The 17241-nt window shown below is 59.6% G+C and carries 15 protein-coding genes; 10 read left to right on the top strand and 5 right to left on the bottom strand.

The window, feature by feature from the left end:
• The first annotated feature begins 9 nt into the window (after positions 1-9).
• The 9 genes from CD351_RS13380 to CD351_RS13340 all read left to right on the top strand — a co-directional run bounded on the left by CD351_RS13380 (position 10) and on the right by CD351_RS13340 (position 9225).
• Positions 10-1101 (top strand): sensor histidine kinase, encoded by a 1092-nt coding sequence (locus CD351_RS13380; RefSeq protein WP_111993101.1) that lies wholly within the window; start codon positions 10-12, stop codon positions 1099-1101.
• On the top strand, positions 1098-1880 hold the full coding sequence (locus CD351_RS13375; protein WP_111993100.1) for a LytTR family DNA-binding domain-containing protein: 783 nt from the start codon (positions 1098-1100) through the stop codon (positions 1878-1880). The genes CD351_RS13380 and CD351_RS13375 overlap by 4 nt, the downstream gene beginning before the upstream one ends.
• A gap of 291 nt (positions 1881-2171) precedes the next feature.
• Positions 2172-3104 (top strand): hypothetical protein, encoded by a 933-nt coding sequence (locus CD351_RS13370; protein ID WP_111993099.1) that lies wholly within the window; start codon positions 2172-2174, stop codon positions 3102-3104.
• 182 nt (positions 3105-3286) lie between these two features.
• Positions 3287-4375, top strand: a complete 1089-nt coding sequence (locus tag CD351_RS13365) for an ABC transporter ATP-binding protein (protein WP_111993098.1) — start codon at positions 3287-3289, stop codon at positions 4373-4375.
• Positions 4376-4377: 2 nt separating this feature from the next.
• Positions 4378-5478, top strand: coding sequence for an ABC transporter ATP-binding protein (locus CD351_RS13360; RefSeq protein ID WP_111993097.1), 1101 nt, complete (start codon positions 4378-4380; stop codon positions 5476-5478).
• Complete coding sequence (locus tag CD351_RS13355) at positions 5478-6353, top strand: carbohydrate ABC transporter permease (protein WP_111993096.1); 876 nt, start codon at positions 5478-5480, stop codon at positions 6351-6353. The genes CD351_RS13360 and CD351_RS13355 overlap by 1 nt, the downstream gene beginning before the upstream one ends.
• Complete coding sequence (locus tag CD351_RS13350) at positions 6350-7162, top strand: carbohydrate ABC transporter permease (RefSeq protein ID WP_111993095.1); 813 nt, start codon at positions 6350-6352, stop codon at positions 7160-7162. The genes CD351_RS13355 and CD351_RS13350 overlap by 4 nt, the downstream gene beginning before the upstream one ends.
• Before the next feature lie 18 nt (positions 7163-7180).
• Positions 7181-7453: a DUF2160 domain-containing protein gene (locus tag CD351_RS13345; RefSeq protein ID WP_111993094.1), complete on the top strand. Its 273-nt coding sequence runs from the start codon at positions 7181-7183 to the stop codon at positions 7451-7453.
• 38 nt (positions 7454-7491) lie between these two features.
• Positions 7492-9225, top strand: coding sequence for an ABC transporter substrate-binding protein (locus tag CD351_RS13340; RefSeq protein ID WP_199797878.1), 1734 nt, complete (start codon positions 7492-7494; stop codon positions 9223-9225).
• Positions 9226-9277: 52 nt separating this feature from the next.
• On the opposite strand, the gene CD351_RS13335 is transcribed toward CD351_RS13340, so the two are convergent.
• From CD351_RS13335 to CD351_RS13315, 5 genes are all read right to left on the bottom strand, one after another.
• Positions 9278-10474 carry an ABC transporter permease gene (locus CD351_RS13335; RefSeq protein WP_111993093.1) on the bottom strand — a complete coding sequence of 399 codons (1197 nt, stop codon included), beginning with the start codon at positions 10472-10474 and terminating at the stop codon, positions 9278-9280.
• Positions 10474-11196, bottom strand: coding sequence for an ABC transporter ATP-binding protein (locus tag CD351_RS13330; protein ID WP_111993092.1), 723 nt, complete (start codon positions 11194-11196; stop codon positions 10474-10476). Before CD351_RS13330 ends, CD351_RS13335 begins: the two co-directional genes overlap by 1 nt.
• Positions 11193-12518: an efflux RND transporter periplasmic adaptor subunit gene (locus CD351_RS13325; protein ID WP_111993091.1), complete on the bottom strand. Its 1326-nt coding sequence runs from the start codon at positions 12516-12518 to the stop codon at positions 11193-11195. The genes CD351_RS13330 and CD351_RS13325 overlap by 4 nt, the downstream gene beginning before the upstream one ends.
• Positions 12515-13960: an efflux transporter outer membrane subunit gene (locus CD351_RS13320; protein WP_111993090.1), complete on the bottom strand. Its 1446-nt coding sequence runs from the start codon at positions 13958-13960 to the stop codon at positions 12515-12517. The genes CD351_RS13325 and CD351_RS13320 overlap by 4 nt, the downstream gene beginning before the upstream one ends.
• A 141-nt stretch (positions 13961-14101) precedes the next feature.
• Entirely contained in the window at positions 14102-14758 is a 657-nt protein-coding gene (locus CD351_RS13315; RefSeq protein ID WP_111993089.1) for a TetR/AcrR family transcriptional regulator, read from the bottom strand.
• 119 nt (positions 14759-14877) lie between these two features.
• Between CD351_RS13315 and CD351_RS13310 the strand changes: the two genes are divergently transcribed.
• Positions 14878-17235 (top strand): TonB-dependent receptor, encoded by a 2358-nt coding sequence (locus CD351_RS13310; protein WP_111993088.1) that lies wholly within the window; start codon positions 14878-14880, stop codon positions 17233-17235.
• The last annotated feature ends 6 nt before the right edge of the window (positions 17236-17241 follow it).

The raw sequence follows: 17241 nt of genomic DNA, 5'->3' as shown, positions 1-17241 counted from the left end.
TCCCCTTCAATGACCGCCTCACCAGCGATTGACCGGGCAAGCCTGCGTCGGCGGGCGCTTGGGCTCAGCCTCGCGCTTTGGGCGTTCATCATGGGAATGCTCTGGTATGCGGGCACGATCAACACGGTCGAGGAGGTGCCGCCACTGCAATTATGGTTGGTGCGCCTTGCTTGGATGGCGTCGGGCTTTGCACTTGGCTGGCTGATCTTCCGTATCCTCGAATGGAGCGTGGAGAATACGTCGATTGGGCCCATTACCGCGCTGGTCGCGCTGGTTTGCGTGTTTGGCGCGTTTCACACGGTCGTGAATTCTCTGCTTTATTTCGAACTGGCGGGCGCAACCGCGACCCCGCTTCAGCATGTCGTCGCGATTGTTTATTGGCTGCACTTCCAGCTCGCGTGGGGAGTGCTCATCCTGACGCTTGTAATGGGTGCACAGGCGAAGGCGGAACGCGAGGGGCGGCTGATGGCTCAACGCGAGGCTCAAAGCGCACAGTTAGATGCGCTGACCTTTCAGGTTCACCCACATTTCCTGTTCAATACACTTGGTGCCGTCTCTTCGCTGGTCGGCGAAGAGCAATTCGAAAAAGGCGAGGCGATGGTGCGCAAGCTCGCCATTTTCCTTCGCCGCGGCCTGCGCCGCGAAGCGAACGAAGACGTTACGCTGGAACAGGAATTTGCCGATCTTGCCGTCTATATCGATATCGAGCGTATCCGTTTCGAAGGGCGTTTCGAGTTCCGGGCGCATCTGGACGCGGGCGTGCGCGATGCACTTGTTTCAGGCTTTCTTCTCCAGCCGCTGGTCGAAAACGCGATCAAGTACGCTGTCGCGCCGAGCAAACGGTTTGTCACGCTCGATCTGAGCGCGTGCAGGGCCGGGGAGAATGTCGAAATCAGCCTTGTCGATGACGGACCGGGTTCGTCCAACTCGCATGGCCTCGGGACAGGAGAAGCCAACGTGCAGGAACGCCTGCGCGCGCGTTTCGGCGACAATGTCTCTTTCGATGCGGGGCCGCGCAGCGCTGGCGGGTATGCGGTGAGGCTGAGCTTTCCCTATCAGCGCGCCGCGATGGAGGCGGACGGAGAGGAAATGCCAGCATGAAACCGCTCCGCATTTTCGTCGCCGATGACGAGCCGCTCGCGCTGCGCCGCGTTCTGCGCTCGCTCAAGAGCATCGACAACATCGACATCGTCGGCACGGCTTCGGACGGGAACGAAGCGCTCGAAACAATCGCCGCCACCCGGCCCGATGTTCTGTTGCTCGATATCATGATGCCCGGGCTTACCGGGTTCGAGTTGCTCGAAAGTCTTGATGAGCACCATGCACCATCGGTCATCTTCATCACCGCATTCGACAACTTCGCGGTCGATGCCTTTGCGCAAGGCGTGATAGACTACATCCTCAAGCCGCTTGATGACGAAAGGCTTGCGACGGCGATCGAGCGTGCGCGCGGGCGGATCGAGAGCGATGCGAACCAGCTGCGGTTCCAGCAATTGCGCGGAGCCTTGTCGCGGATGAACTCCGATTTTTCGAGCGCCGTGCCGTCGCCTTATGAACGCGACCTGTGGGTGCGTGAAAACGGGGCGGTGAGGCGTGTGCGCGTCGAGGAGATCGACTGGATTGAAGCGGCAAACGACTATGTCGCGCTCCACGTTGGCGAGGAGGTGCATCTTGCCGATGACAGCATCCGATCGCTTGCCCAGCGGCTCGACCCCGCCCGCTTCCTTCAGGTCCACCGCAGCGCGATCGTGCGGATTTCCTCAGTCAGCGAGATCAATCGTGAGAAATTCTCGGCGATCAGCCTGACATTGCAGACGGGCGCGCGCGTTCGGGTCAGCAAGTCCTACAAGCGCGCGGTGCTGGACAAGCTAACCGCCTGACCTGCTTGCGCGAAACTGGCCGGTCACAGACCAAAGCGAGCCGTTCACCGATTTCGCTTCGGACTTCGAACCGCATCTGTCGCACCTTCGCCTCAGGGATCGAAGGAGGGATTGATGGACAGGAATGTGCGGGCAAGCATCAACGTGGCAGGCCGAAAGCTTGCGCAGGCAATATCGTCCGATGCGCCCTTGCGCCAGCACGCACGGCGAGCGGCGACGGGGCATACTGCGCGCACGCGGACCAAGCCGCTTGGTCTGCTTTAAAGAACGTCTGGCGCACGGGACTGACCAATGCGGCTTCTCGATCAGATCGCGCAATGCGACGATAACGGGTCTCCCTGCGTCGAGGGCAAGCTCTCCGACATGCTCGCCTTGCGCGATGCGATTGCTTCGAGCGCGGCGCGCTACAGCTTGGCCGCGGACAGCGCGCGCTTCACCCGCGAACTGGTGCTCGGTCAATCGGATCTCTTGAATGCGAGCACAGATATGCTGCGCGTTCCCTCAGAGTGCTGCTGGATCGAATGGGTGGAAGAAGCGCAAGGAGGCGATCCTGCCTTTCGCATCGGCGCATTCGTAGAGGCATCAAGCGACGGGCGCGCTGGCACGATTACGGTCGCAATGGAACAGCAAAGTGGCGGCCCGGAAATCTCGCCTGCCCGTTTTGTGTTTGACTTCGACCAGCCCGCCGCGCCGCGCTGCGACGGTATCCGCTTCGCCATGGCCCACGACGCGCTCGACCTCGGAAATTTCTTCTCCTGTGTACAGGGCGAGATCCTGCCCGAGTGGGCTGCTCGATGGATAGCAGGCGGGGGCGGGGCGCGTCTCGCCAGCGAAAAACGCCAGCTTGCGCAAAGCCTCTGGATGGTACCTGCAATGGTGTTTTCATTCGTGCTGATCCTTAATGCCCAGGCGCAGATTGAAACCCGGCCCGCCGACCTCGCTGCGCTTAATCGACAACGCCTACGCAAGGGCAAACCGCGGCTGCTGGATCACAGCGAAGTGCGTCTGTTCAAACCCTGCTTTATTGCGTCCGACCGCCATGACGGGGGCGATGCGGCCAGCGAAGCGCGTCGGCGTGCGCGCCTTCATCATGTCAGGGGCCACTTCGTTCGCCGGGGTAATGCACTGTTCTGGCGACGACCGCATCTCCGCGGCGACGAGTGCGAGGGCGCCCCCGCGATCCGCACGCATCGCGTCGTGATGGACCATTCGAACCGGCCCTGAGAAAGGCCCTGAGAAAGGCCCTGCCCGATCTCGCTGGTTTTCGGTTGATCGCAAAACAGGAAAGGCATTGCCATTTAGGTCGGTGAACCTAATGCTTGTCTCCGCGCGCAATCGACGCTCTGCAATGCGCGATGCGACAGACGGGTGGGCATGTTGAATAGTATCGAGCTGAAAACCGATCCATGACCCTTCGCTTGCAAGGGGTTTCCAAGTCGGTCGATGGTGAAGCCCACATCCACGCTCTTGATCTGGAATTGCAGAAGGGCACGATGAACGTCCTTCTGGGCCCGACCCTCGCCGGTAAAACCACGCTCATGCGGATCATGGCGGGGCTCGATGTGCCCGACACCGGCAAAATCTTCTGGAATGGCGATGATGTTACCGGGCGGCGCGTGCAGAAGCGCGATGTCGCGATGGTGTACCAGCAATTCGTCAACTACCCTTCGATGACTGTGAAGGACAATATCGCTTCGCCGCTGAAGCTTCGGGGCGCATCGGCGCAGGAGATCGATCGCAAGGTCCGGGAGATGGCTGAACTGTTGCAGCTGACCCCTCTGCTGGATCGCAAACCTAGCGAGATTTCCGGCGGGCAACAGCAAAGATGCGCGATCGCGCGTGCGCTGGTCAAGGATGTCGGTCTGGTCCTGATGGACGAACCGCTGGCCAACCTCGATTACAAGCTTCGCGAGGAGCTGCGCATCGAGATACCGCGCCTTTTCGCCAGGTCGGGGAGCATCTTCGTATACGCGACGACAGAGCCGGAGGAAGCACTTCTTCTCGGGGGGAACACTGCGACACTTTGGCAGGGCAGGGTGACGCAGTTTGGTCCTTCGACACAGGTCTATCGGCGTCCGGTCGATGAGACGACCGCAAGGGTTTATTCCGATCCGCCAATGAACTTTGTGCGAGCTGAAAAGCGCGGCTCTGCGATTCACTTTCCGGCCGGTCAATCGGTCATGCTGGATGAAACGCCAGCTGAATTTCCTGACGGCGTTTATCGCGCTGGCTTTCGGGCTCACAATCTGAATGTTGGCGAATGCGGACATGGCATGATTGCATTCGATGCGAAGGTGATCGTCACCGAACTCACCGGGTCGGAAACGTACCTTCACATCAATGCTGTCGCAGAGCGATGGGTGGGGCTCCTTTCTGGACCGCGCAACTATCAGCCCGGCGACGGGATCAAGGTCTGGCTCGATCCAGCGGACCTTTTGTACTTCGACGAAGACGGCGCTCTTGCTCACCCGGTCCGCGTGCTGGCAGAGGCTTAGGAATGGCTGCCATCACTCTTGAGCAAATCGCGCACAGCTATCATCCCGATCCTCACGGAGAGGGCGACTATGCGCTCAAGGAACTCAATCACCAGTGGGAAGACGGACGGGCTTATGCGCTTCTCGGCCCTAGCGGGTGTGGGAAGACGACCTTGCTGAACATCATGTCCGGGCTGCTCCAGCCCAGCCGCGGCCGGATACTTTTCGATGGAAAGGATGTCACCGCCGCATCGACCGCTCAACGCAACATCGCGCAGGTTTTTCAATTCCCGGTTGTTTACGACACCATGACCGTGCGCGAGAACCTTGCATTCCCGCTACACAATCGCGGGATGGAAGCAAGCTACATCGCGACCCGCGTCGAGCAGGTTGCCGAGATGATCGGGCTTCAGGATCATCTGAGAAAGAAGGCGAGGGGGCTGACGGCGGATCTCAAGCAGAAGATTTCGCTGGGTCGCGGGGTCGTTCGCGATGACGTGAACGCAATTTTGTTCGATGAGCCGCTGACGGTGATTGACCCGCACCTGAAATGGGAATTGCGCACCCAGTTGAAGTCGCTGCACCGCGAGTTCGGGCATACGATGGTCTACGTCACGCACGACCAGACCGAGGCGCTTACGTTCGCTGATGAAGTGGTGGTGATGCACGAGGGTCGCGTTGTGCAGATCGGCACGCCTCAAGAGCTGTTCGAAACGCCCGCTCACTCCTTCGTCGGTTACTTCATCGGTTCGCCCGGCATGAATTTCCTCCCCGTCTCTGTCGAAGGGTCACGTGCATATCTGGATGGTGAGGCGATTGCCCTTGCATTCGATTACGGCAATCCGGCAGGCGAAACCGTTCTGGGGATCAGGCCCGAATTCCTCTCGCTGACACGCGGCGAAGGGCTGCCTGCCAAGGTCAACCGGGTGCAGGACGTCGGGAGGCATAAATTCATCAGCGCCAATGTGATGGGGACCGAGGTCAACATGGTCGCCGATGCGAAATTCGAGATCGCGGCGGACATGGACAAGGTGGCTCTCGACCCGACCAAGGCGAGCCTCTTCTGTGACGACTGGCGCATCGAGGGAACGCCCTTGGCGAACGCGAGTGCAGGCACGTCATGATGGAAAAGCCCACCAACCAACGCGCATGGTTCCTTGTTTTGCCGGTCCTTGTGCTGGTCGCTTTTTCTTCGATCATCCCGATGATGACCGTGGTCAATTATTCGTTTCAGGACAGCTTTGGCGGGAATGAGTTCTTCTGGGTCGGTCTTGAATGGTACCGCGAGCTTCTTCGTTCGGAGAGGCTATGGGATGCGCTTGGCCGACAGCTGTTGTTTTCGTCAATCATCCTGTTGATCGAGATACCCCTCGGCATTCTCGTGGCGATGTGCATGCCGAAGAAAGGATGGCTCGCCACCTTGTGTCTGGTCCTGATGGCGCTGCCGCTGCTTATCCCTTACAATGTTGTGGGCACGATCTGGCAAGTGTTCGCGCGCAGCGACATTGGCCTTCTTGGGCGGGTCGTGACCGACCTTGGTATCCCGTTCAACTACGCGCAGGACGCGTTCGATGCCTGGCTTACGGTCATCGTGATGGACGTATGGCACTGGACGTCGTTGGTCGCATTGCTCGCCTATGCCGGGCTTCGTTCGATCCCTCAGGCCTATTATCAGGCCGCCGAAATCGACCAGGCGAGCCGGTGGAACATCTTCCGGTATATCGAGCTGCCGAAGATGCGGGGGGTCTTGATCATCGCCGTGCTGCTGCGCTTCATGGATAGCTTCATGATCTATACGGAGCCGTTTGTGCTCACCGGGGGTGGGCCGGGCAACGCCACGACATTCCTCTCGATCGATCTCGTCAAGATGGCGCTGGGCCAGTTCGATCTGGGACCGGCAGCGGCGTTCTCGTTGATGTATTTCCTGCTGATCCTGCTGATTTCGTACGTGTTCTACACGGTGATGATCAGCGCCGACAAAGACGAGGTGGCACGATGAGCGGTTCGCGCTTTCGACCCTCCGCGCTGGTGCTGGTAGTCTATCTGCTGTTCCTGCTGGTGCCGATCTACTGGCTCGTCATCATGAGCTTCAAGTCGAACTCGGAAATACTTGGCTCATTTACCCTTTGGCCAGAGAATTTCACGCTTGAAAATTATCGCACGATCCTGACCGATCCGTCCTGGTACATGGGTTATGTGAACAGCTTCGTTTACGTCACGCTCAACACCGTGATCTCGCTGAGCGTTGCGCTGCCCGCAGCTTATGCGTTCAGCCGTTACCGCTTCATGGGCGACAATCATCTGTTCTTCTGGTTGCTCACGAACCGCATGGCGCCGCCTGCGGTGTTCGCGCTGCCGTTCTTTCAACTCTATTCCAGCGTCAATCTGTTCGACACGCATATCGCGGTTGCTCTCGCACATTGTCTTTTCAACGTACCGTTGGCCGTCTGGATTCTCGAAGGGTTCATGCGCGGTGTTCCGCGCGAAATCGACGAGACGGCCTTTATCGATGGCTACAGCTTCCCGCGTTTCTTCACGCGCATCTTCATCCCGATGATCGCACCCGGCATTGGGGTTGCAGCGTTCTTCTGCTTCATGTTCAGCTGGGTCGAGCTTTTGCTGAGCCGCACCCTGACCAGCGTCGATGCGAAGCCGATCACCGCGACGATGACACGCACGGTATCGGCGTCCGGGCTCGACTGGGGCGTGCTGGCGGCGGCGGGTGTTCTCACGATCATTCCGGGAGCGATCGTGATCTATTTCGTGCGCGGCTACATCGCCAAGGGTTTTGCCCTTGGCCGGGTTTAAGATGCGGGAGGCCTGAACATGGAATGGATGGCATGGACCTGGCCGACGGCGCTGTTCTTCGCCGCGATTGCATCGACACTCGCGGTGATGGCTATCTTGCAGGTGCGGTATCCTAGCACGTCAAGAACAGGCATCCTCGGCATGGAGACCGCGCGCGGAGATCGCTTGTTCATTGCCTTGCTGGGAAGCGCGTTCATCAATCTTGCGTGGATCGGGCTTCTGGACTTGCCGCAATATTGGGCGCTTATGCTGAGCGCGGTGTTTGCATTCTGCGTTTTCCGCTGGGTATGATGCGTTGAGAGAGAAAATGGGGCGAGGCGAGTAAACTCATGAGAATTGCGATTGTTCTGGGCGTGAGCTTCGTGCTGGCGGCGTGTTCGGACTCCACCGAAAGCAACTTTGTCGTGCCGAGCGAGGCGGAGCGGCAGCAGGCTGCAACTGATTTTCTGGACAACGAAATCGGCGGTATGTCTGCGCTTTCGCGCGAGGAGCAGCAGGCAGAGCTTGACTGGTTCATGCAGGCGGCAACGCCGTATCAGGGCATGTCGATATCCGTCGTGTCGGAAACCATCGCGACCCATGAATACGAAGCCAAGGTCCTTGCTCCGGCATTCACCGCGATGACCGGCATCAATGTCACCCACGACCTGATCGGAGAGGGGGACGTGGTCGAAAAACTGCAAACCCAGATGCAGTCGGACGAGAATATCTACGATGCCTATGTCAACGATTCCGATCTCATCGGCACCCATTGGCGGTATCAGCAGGTGCGCAACCTGACCGACTGGATGACGGGCGAGGGAAGCGAGGTCACGAGCCCGACGCTCGACCTGCCCGACTTCATCGGAACCGACTTCACCACGGGCCCCGATGGCAAATTGTATCAGCTGCCTGACCAGCAATTCGCGAACCTTTACTGGTTCCGGTACGACTGGTTCACCGACCCTCAGATCAAGGCCGATTTCAAGGCAGAGTATGGATACGACCTCGGCGTGCCGGTCAACTGGTCGGCTTACGAAGACATCGCAGACTTCTTCACCGGACGCGAAATCGACGGGCAAACGGTCTATGGCAGCATGGACTACGGCAAGAAGGATCCATCACTTGGCTGGCGTTTCACCGATGCCTGGATGTCGATGGCGGGCATGGGCTCGGTTGGAGAGCCGAACGGCCTGCCGGTCGATGAGTGGGGCATCCGCGTCAACGAAAACTCGCAGCCGGTTGGCTCCTGCGTCGTTCGCGGCGGCGCGACCAATTCGCCTGCCGCCGTTTACGCGCTCGCCAAATACTCCAAGTGGTTGAACGAATATTCGCCGCCATCGGCTGCGGGAATGACCTTTTCCGAAGCCGGTCCGGTGCCTGCGCAGGGAGCGATCGCGCAACAGATCTTCTGGTACACCACCTTCACCGCCAACATGGTGGGCGAAGAAGCATCGGCGGTCCTCTATGACGATGGCACACCGCGCTGGCGCATGGCGCCCAGTCCGCATGGGGCGTACTGGGAAGAAGGGATGAAGGTCGGCTATCAGGACGCAGGGTCGTGGACGCTGATGAAGTCGACACCGCTGGAACGCGCTCAGGCAGCATGGCTGTATGCTCAATTCGTGACCTCAAAGACCGTTGATGTGAAGAAGGCTCACGTAGGCCTCACCTTCATTCGCGAAAGCACGATCCAGCACGAAAGCTTCACCGAGCGCGCGCCAAAGCTAGGCGGACTGGTCGAGTTCTACCGCTCGCCTGCGCGCACCCGGTGGTCGCCAACCGGCACGAACGTTCCCGACTATCCGCGCCTCGCGCAGCTGTGGTGGCAGAATATCGGCGATGCCTCGTCCGGCACCAAGAGCCCGCAAGCTGCTCTCGATGCTCTGTGCGAACAGCAGGAGCGCGTGCTTGAGCGATTGGAGCGCGCTGGCCTTCAGGGCGATCTTGGGCCCAAGCTCAACGAAGTTCGAAGCGCCGATTATTGGCTCTCCCAGCCGGGTTCACCGAAGGCCAAGCTTGCTAACGAAGACCCTGCGCCGATCACGATCGAATATGACGAGCTGATCCAGACCTGGCAGTAGGTCGCGCTGCGTCTGCCGACGAGAGTCGGCTCGCTGGCGAAGAACAGGCGACCTATTCGTGCCGCAATGCGTCGATCGGATCGAGCTGCGATGCACGGCGCGCGGGATAATAGCCAAAGACGATCCCCATCCCTGACGCGAACAGGAAGCTGAAGATATTGATCGTCGGATCGAACACAAAGGGCACGTCGATGACGCCGGCCAGCGACACGGAGGCAACGAAAGCAAGCAAGAGCCCGACCAAACCACCAAAGGCACAAAGAACCACGGCTTCGGTCAGGAATTGCAATCGCACTTCCCTGGCCAAGGCCCCGATGGCCAGCCTGATCCCGATCTCCCGCGTTCGTTCCGTGACCGAAACGAGCATGATGTTCATGATGCCGATGCCGCCTACCAGAAGGCTGATCGATGCGATCACCGCAACCATCGCGGTAAGGGCGCCAGTCACCGAACTGAGCGCATCGTTGACTTGCGCTGTGTCGATGATGTTGAAATCGTTAGCGGCGTCGCCTTGTAGAACGCGGCGTTCGCGCAGCAAGTCGATCAGCGAGTCCTGAATGACGGACGCTGAGTAGGCCGCGTTATATTTCAGCACGAAATAATCGATATTGTCGCTCCCGCGGAAGCGCCGCTGAACTGTCTTGAGCGGCATGAAAACGGTGTCATCATCATCCGCTCCGCCGCCACCCTGGCCGCGTTCCTCCAGCACACCGACCACGGTGCAAGGCACGTCGCCTAGCCTCATTTCCTCCCCGATCGGGCTCACATCAGGCAGAAAAATCGCCTCGCGCACCTTGGGGCCGAGCAGGCAAACATTTTGCCCGGAAGCCTCCTCGTCGCTGGTGAACGGACGGCCCTCGACCACGTCGATGGCCTGTGCTTCGAGAAAATTCGTGTCCGCGCCGGTGACGCGCGTGTCCCAGTCCTGTCCGTTGTAAAATGCGGTGGCACTTGCGCCGACATTGGCGGCGGCTACTTCGACGCCTGCAATCTGCTGCTCGACCGCTTCTACGTCATCAAGTTCGAACTGGCGGACAGGCCCATTGTCAACGCGCACCGGGAAAACGATGAAGTTGGACGAGCCCAGCGACGATATCTCGTCCTGAACCGATGCGGTAACGCCATTGCCAAGCGTGACCATCGTCACCACTGCTGCAACGCCGATGATGATACCAAGCGTCGTCAGGATCGAGCGCATCAGGTGGCGCCTGATCTCGCGAAGGGCCAGGAGGAATGTCGCACCAAGCATCAGGCCATCCCTCCCTGCGCCTCAAGGCTGCGAGCACCGCGCTCAGTGCGCTCGACAAGGCCATCGCGAAAATGGATCACGGTCTTTGCGAAGGCAGCCATTTCTTCTTCATGCGTGACCATGATGACGGTGATGCCGCCCGCGTTGAGTTCCCGCATAAGCTCCATGATCTCGATCGAGCGCTCGGTGTCGAGGTTGCCGGTGGGTTCGTCAGCCAGCAGGACATCGGGATCGGATACGAGCGCCCGCGCAATCGCAACGCGCTGTTGCTGGCCGCCCGAAAGCTCTGCCGGAGTGTGCGATGCCCAAGGCGCGAGGCCTACTTGGTCCAGAGCATGCATGGCCGCATCACGCCGCACCGCCTTTTTCTCGCCACGATAGAGCAGGGGCAACTCGACGTTCTCAAGCGCGGTCGTGCGCGAGAGTAGGTTGAAGCCCTGAAACACGAAGCCGAGATATTTGCGGCGCAAAAGACTTCGTTGATCGCGGTCCATCTTCTGGACCTCGACCCCGCGAAAACGAAAGACGCCGTCGGTCGGAATGTCCAGACAGCCAAGGATGTTCATCGTGGTCGACTTGCCCGATCCAGAAGGCCCCATGATCGCGACGAACTGGCCCCGATCGATAGTGAGGTCCACGCCCTTGAGCGCCTTGAATGCAGCCGGGCCGCTGCCGAAGACTTTCGTTATGCCTTCGAGTCGGATGAGCGGGACTTCGCTCATCCGCCTTGTGCCTCGATCCCGGTGACAACTTTCATGCCAGCTTCGATTTCGGCCGATTGAACGGCGGTTGTGCGCCCGTCGCTGCGTCCTGTGATGACTTCGACCGCTTCCAGAGTGCCATCGTCTTGTAGCACCTGAACTGTCTGTCTGCTGCCAACACCGATGGTGGCCTGCTGGTCTTGGCGCTCAAGCCCGACGCTGACATTAAGTACGCCGCCGCCCTCGTCCTCGTTCTGCTGACCCGGTCGAAACCGCAGCGCAGCGTTGGGAACGAGCTTGACGCTACCGGTGGTGTCCGTGGCGATGGTTGCTGTGGCAGTCATGCCGGGGCGCAAAAGCCCTTCCGTGTTCTGCACGCTCAACCGCGCCTCGTAATTCACAACAGATGCGCCTGCAGCAGCGGCAGCGGCACCGCCAGCCTGTTCGTTCACTGTATTGCCAGAAGCAAGGTCCACTCTCTCGAGGATCGCCGGGAAACGCCGGCCCGGATAGGCGTCTACGGTGAAAGTCGCATCCTGACCTGCGGTGACCTGACCGACATCCGCCTCGTCGATGGATACGCGCAGCTGCATCGCGGCAAGGTCTTCTGCGATCACGAACAAGGTAACCGTGTTGAACGCTGCAACCACGGTCTGCCCGACCTCGATCTGGCGAGCGAGGACCACGCCCGTCACCGGCGCGCGGATTACTGCGCGTGAGCGGGTGGTGAGGTTCGCCCTCAGGGTCGCCTCCGCTGCCTGAATGTTGGCGCGCGCTGATGAAACAGCCGCTTCATCGCGTGCCGCTGCTGCTTCTGCCTGTTCAAGCTCGATCAGGGACGGCACGCGGCCTCCTGAAAGTTCTCTCACTTCGCGAAAGCGAACAAGCTGCGCGTTGGTCGCCTCGAGCGAGGCCTGCGCCTGGACGAGACTGGCCCGCGCTGCATTGAGATTGGCGCGAGACTGCGCGATCTGTTGGTCGATGATCTCGGTGTTGATGATCGCAATCACCTGCCCACGCGTGACGCGATCATTGACGTCGACGAGCACCTGATCGACAGGGCCGGTCACTTCCGAGCCAACCGTCACCTGATTTGTCGGACGCAGATTTCCTGTCGCAGTGACAGTGAGTTCGAGCGAGCCTTCTGTCACTTCCTCGGTGATGTACGAAACCTCTCCATCACCGCCTGTGCATTGCGAGATCGCGAGAATCAGGAGCAGGATGATAAGTGCCGGAAGCCAGTACTTTATCCAGCGGCGCCAGCGCGGACGCTCCTTCACGCCGAGGAAGTCATCGACGTTCGTGTCATCGTCCGTCTGGAGCGTGTCCGCCGTGTCGCTCATTGCCCGTTATCCCTGTCTTGCGAATTCTGTTCGGTCGGCATTCGCCACCCTCCACCCATGGCCCGCGCCAGCTGTACAAAGGCAATCGCGCGCGCAGCTTCTGCCGAGATCTGGGAAGTCTCGGCACTGAGAAGCGCGCTTTCCACATTCAGCAGGACCTGAAAATCGATGAGCCCTGCCTGATACTGACTGCGCCCCAGAATAGCCGCGTTACGTGCGCCATCGCTCGCTTCGACAAGGGCGATCACTCGTTCGTTGCTGGTTTCAAGATCGACCGATGCGGTTTCGACGTCTTCTAGCGCGGTGAGGATCGACTGTTGCCATGCGGCAAGTGATCCGTCGGCTATTGCCCGCGATGCATCGACCCTTGCCCGCGCTGCTCCTCCATCGAAGATCAGCTGCGAAATGCTGGCGAAGATGTTGCCGGTGATGACATCGAAGAGATCGTCTATTCCGAATGAGGACGTGCCGACCGTGCCTGTCAGGCGGGCGATCGGATAGAGCTGCGCTCTTGCAATGCCAATCCGCTCCAGATCACCCACCAGGCGCGCCTCGGCTGCGCTTACGTCCGGGCGCATCCTGAGAATATCGGCGGGCGCTTCGACGGAGTTCGAAAGCGGCGGGGTGGGCACATCTCGCGGATCGGCGAGCAAGCGAGCGTATACTTCGCCCGGCGGATCACCGATCAGTGTGGAAATGGCATTGGCTGCTGTGACGAGATCGCCTTCAAGCAGCGGTATAGAAGCTGCGGTCTGCGCGCGCTGTGTCCGCGCCTGTTCGACATCAAGGCTGGATACAAGGCCAGCCTGATTGCGCCACCGGGCGATCTGTAGATTGTCGTCCTGATTGGCGAGCGACCTGCGGGCAAAATCGAGTTGTGCAGCAACGGAACGAGCCGTGATTGTCTGGATCGCGACCGTTGCCACCACAACCCGTTCGAGATCAGCCGCGTTGAAGCCGGCTGCAGCAAGGTCGGCGCGCGAGGCGTCGATCGAGGAACTGATCCTGCCGAACAGGTCGAGCTCCCATGCCAGATCGGCATTCAGCGAGAATTGGAATTCGTCGCGAGAAAGGTCACCAAAGTCGCGCCCGACGCCTCCGCCTGCTGTTGCAGAAGGGACGCGCGCCGCTCGCGCTTCGCGCAGCCCTGCTTCGGCAGCGCGCAACTGGGCAAGCGACTGTGCGATATCATAGTTCTGCTCACGGGCCTGAGCCACGAATTCGTCGATCAGCGGATCGTTCAGCAGCGCCCAGTAAGTACCGAGTTCAATCGATTGGCCTTCTTCAGAAGCAAAGGTCCAGCGCTCCGGCAATGGGAGGGTTTCCTGCAACGTCAGGGGCTCGGCCGTGCCGGGAAGCGAGCAGCCCTGCAAAAGCGCCAACGCAAATATTGCGGGCGCCGCAGCGGCAGCTGCGAACCTTAGTTCCCGAATTTTCTGCATTCGACCCCCTCATGCAGTGTTGCGACATTCCCTAACGACCACGTTTCTCAGGTGTTTGGCAAGCCTTGCTCATCGACGCTTGCCGAGAATGTGCACGCGTTGATCGACCAACAGGGAATAGCTCTGGAAAAGCGTGGATTTTTATTCGCCGGCTTTTGGCCCCGCCGCGCGAATACCGTGTTCGAGGATAGATCGAGCGGCCATCGCTACGCTTTCACTGCTTTTTTCGTCCGACCAGACCGCAAACCGGAGGCCGAGGAAGACGTTCATTCCCATGAGCGCCCATGCGTGCGCTTCTTCGATGTCGTCGCGCATTTCGCCCTGCGCCGCTCCTTCGCGCAAACGCGCCAGGATCCGCTGAGCGGTCCCTTCGTAATGGGCGCGGTAGGCTTGCGGATCGACGAACTCGGATTCGTCGATGATCCGGTAGATTTCCTTGTGTTCGCGCGCGAAGTCCAAGAAGCTTGAAAGGGCAGCCTGTTCGACGTCGAAGGCGTTGAATTGACCGCCGGCCTTGAGGTCTCCGACCGATTTGCCAGCCGACACCTTCACCTGACTGCTAAGGTGCTGGACGAGAGCCTGAAACAGCGCCTCCTTGCTGTCGAAGTAGGTGTAAAACGTGCCCAGCGCGACGCCAGCACGGCGTGTGATCGAGCTTACCGACGCTTCGTGAAAACCCTTTTCCCCGAATTCTTCTGCGGACGCGTCGAGCAACTTGCGCAAGGTCTTTCGGCCACGCTCCGTCCGCGGTGTCTTGGTGCCCGCCGCGTCGCTCATTTCCGTTCGTGTGTCGGCCATACGTCCCCTTTATTGGTGTGGGTTAGGGGTTCGCAAGACCATTCGCAAGAGAAGAACTTGAAAGGTGGTTCAACTTTCAGTATTGACACTCGTGAGAGGATTCTTGGGAGGCAAAATCAATGACTATTCGTTCGGCTATCGTGCGCGCTGCGCTTTTGACTGGCAGCGCTGGCATCGCGCTAATCGCTGCTCCTGCGGCGGCGCAGACAACGAACGCGGAAGGTGATGAGGGCGAAGGCGTCGGACAGATTGGCGGCAACCAGATTGTCGTAACCGCCCGTCGGCGTGAAGAGCGGCTGCTGGATGTGCCGCTTTCCGTGACTGCGCTTTCCGGCGAGCAACTCGAGCAGCGCGGCATTCAGGATCTTGTCCAGATTGCGCAAGAGGTTCCCAACATCACCCTCGAGGTGAGCCGTGGGACGAACACGACCCTGACCGCATTCATCCGCGGCGTGGGGCAGCAGGACCCGGTCGCCGGTTTCGAAGCTGGCGTGGGTCTTTACATCGACGACGTCTATCTGAACCGCCCTCAGGCCGCTGTGCTTGACGTCTACGATGTGGAGCGAATTGAAGTCCTGCGCGGGCCACAAGGAACCCTTTATGGCCGCAACACGATTGGCGGTGCGATCAAGTATGTAACGGCCAGCCTTCCCGACGAAACCAGCGTGACAGTGCGCGGCACTTACGGATCGTATGATCAGGCCGATCTGATTGTGACCGCGTCCACACCTGTCACGCCTAATCTGAAGATCGGGGCAAGCGGTGCCCGGCTTTCGCGTGGCGGGTTTGGCGAGAACCTCACGTTGGGGACCGAGAACTACAACAAGGATATCTGGGCAGCGCGTGGAACTATCGAGTTCGACAACGGCCCCGTCTTCGTCCGGCTTTCGGGCGATTATGTGAAGGACAACAGCGAAGCCCGGCAGGGCGGACGTCTGATCCCGGGTCTTCTCTCAGGAGCACCCGTGCTCGACGATGTGTTCGACACAAGGGCAGGTCTGAACGTCGTCGATCAGGAGGTTGAAGCCTATGGCGGCGCTCTCAACATTGCGATTGAGCTGTCCGACACGATCACCTTGAAATCGATCACCGGCTATCGCGAAGACAGTTCGACGACCCCGATCGATTTCGACAGCTTGCCTGCTGCTGATCTCGACGTTCCAGCGATCTATGAAAACGATCAGTTCAGCCAGGAATTGCAGCTGCTTTATGAGGGCGACCGGCTGTCGGGTGTCTTTGGCGCATACTACCTCAATGCAAGCGCGTTTACGGCGTTCGACGTGGCTTTGTTCACGACCGGCGATCTTATCGGACTCCCGGGCCTGAATGCGCAGACGCTGGGCGATGTCGATACCGAAACATACAGTTTCTTCGGCGACTTCACCTACGACCTGACCGACACGATCAGCGTATCGCTGGGTGGCCGGTATACGAACGACAAGCGCACGAGCCGCGTGTTGCGCACCACCTTTATCGGTGGGTTTTCCGACCTGTTCATTCCCAACAGCCCCGCTGCTGCCATCGCAACCACCAGCGATTTCCAGGGCAGCGAAACGTTTGAGGACTTCAATCCGCGCGCCTCGATCAGCTGGCAGCCGACGCCCGATCACAACATCTACTTCACCTATTCACAGGGCTTCAAAGGCGGCGGTTTCGACCCGCGCGGGCAGACGACTGCAGCGCCCGATCTCGACGGCGATGGCGACATCGACTTCGACGACCAGTTCGAGTTCCTCCGCTTCGCGCCTGAAACGGTCGACAGTTACGAGCTCGGCTGGAAGGCTTCGCTGCTCGACAATCGTCTGAACGTCAGCTTTGCCGCATTCCTCGGCGACTATAACGATGTGCAGATCCCCGGATCGGTCGGGCTCGACACGAACGGCGATGGCATCAATGACAGCTTCATCGGCATCACGTCGAACGCGGCGAGCGCTGACGTCAACGGTTTCGAATTCGAAGGCAATGCGCTTGTCGGTGAAGACTTCGCAGGTGATGGCAGCCGCTTCAGCGTGAACTGGTCGCTCGGCTATCTTGATGCAAGCTTCAACACCTTTATCGACGCATTCGGCAATGACGTGGCCGATCAGCGCGTGTTCCAGAACACGCCTGATATCACCGGACATATGGGCTTTGTGCTCGGTATCCCGGCTGCTGATGGAATGATCGACTTCCTGGGAAGTGCTTCGCTGCGTTCTGATGCGAGCCAGTTCGAGACGCCGAACCCGTTCCTCGATCAGGATGGCTTCGTTCTGGTGGATGCCAGCATTGTCTACACCGACGATTCAGACCGGTTCTCGATCGGTGTTCACGGCAAGAACCTGCTCGATAAGGAGTACATTGTCGCAGGCTACAACTTCGTCGCTGGCGGTACGCCTCCGGGCACGCCGTTCGTGCCGACGCTTGGCCGCGAAGGGACTCTGACTGGCTTCTATGGCGACCCTCGACGGATTTTCGTGACCGGAGAGATCCGCTTCTGATCGGGC

Origin of the sequence: Erythrobacter sp. KY5 (assembly GCF_003264115.1) — a bacterium.
Classification (GTDB): Bacteria; Pseudomonadota; Alphaproteobacteria; order Sphingomonadales; family Sphingomonadaceae; genus Erythrobacter.
This window is presented reverse-complemented; position numbering and strand designations above follow the sequence as displayed.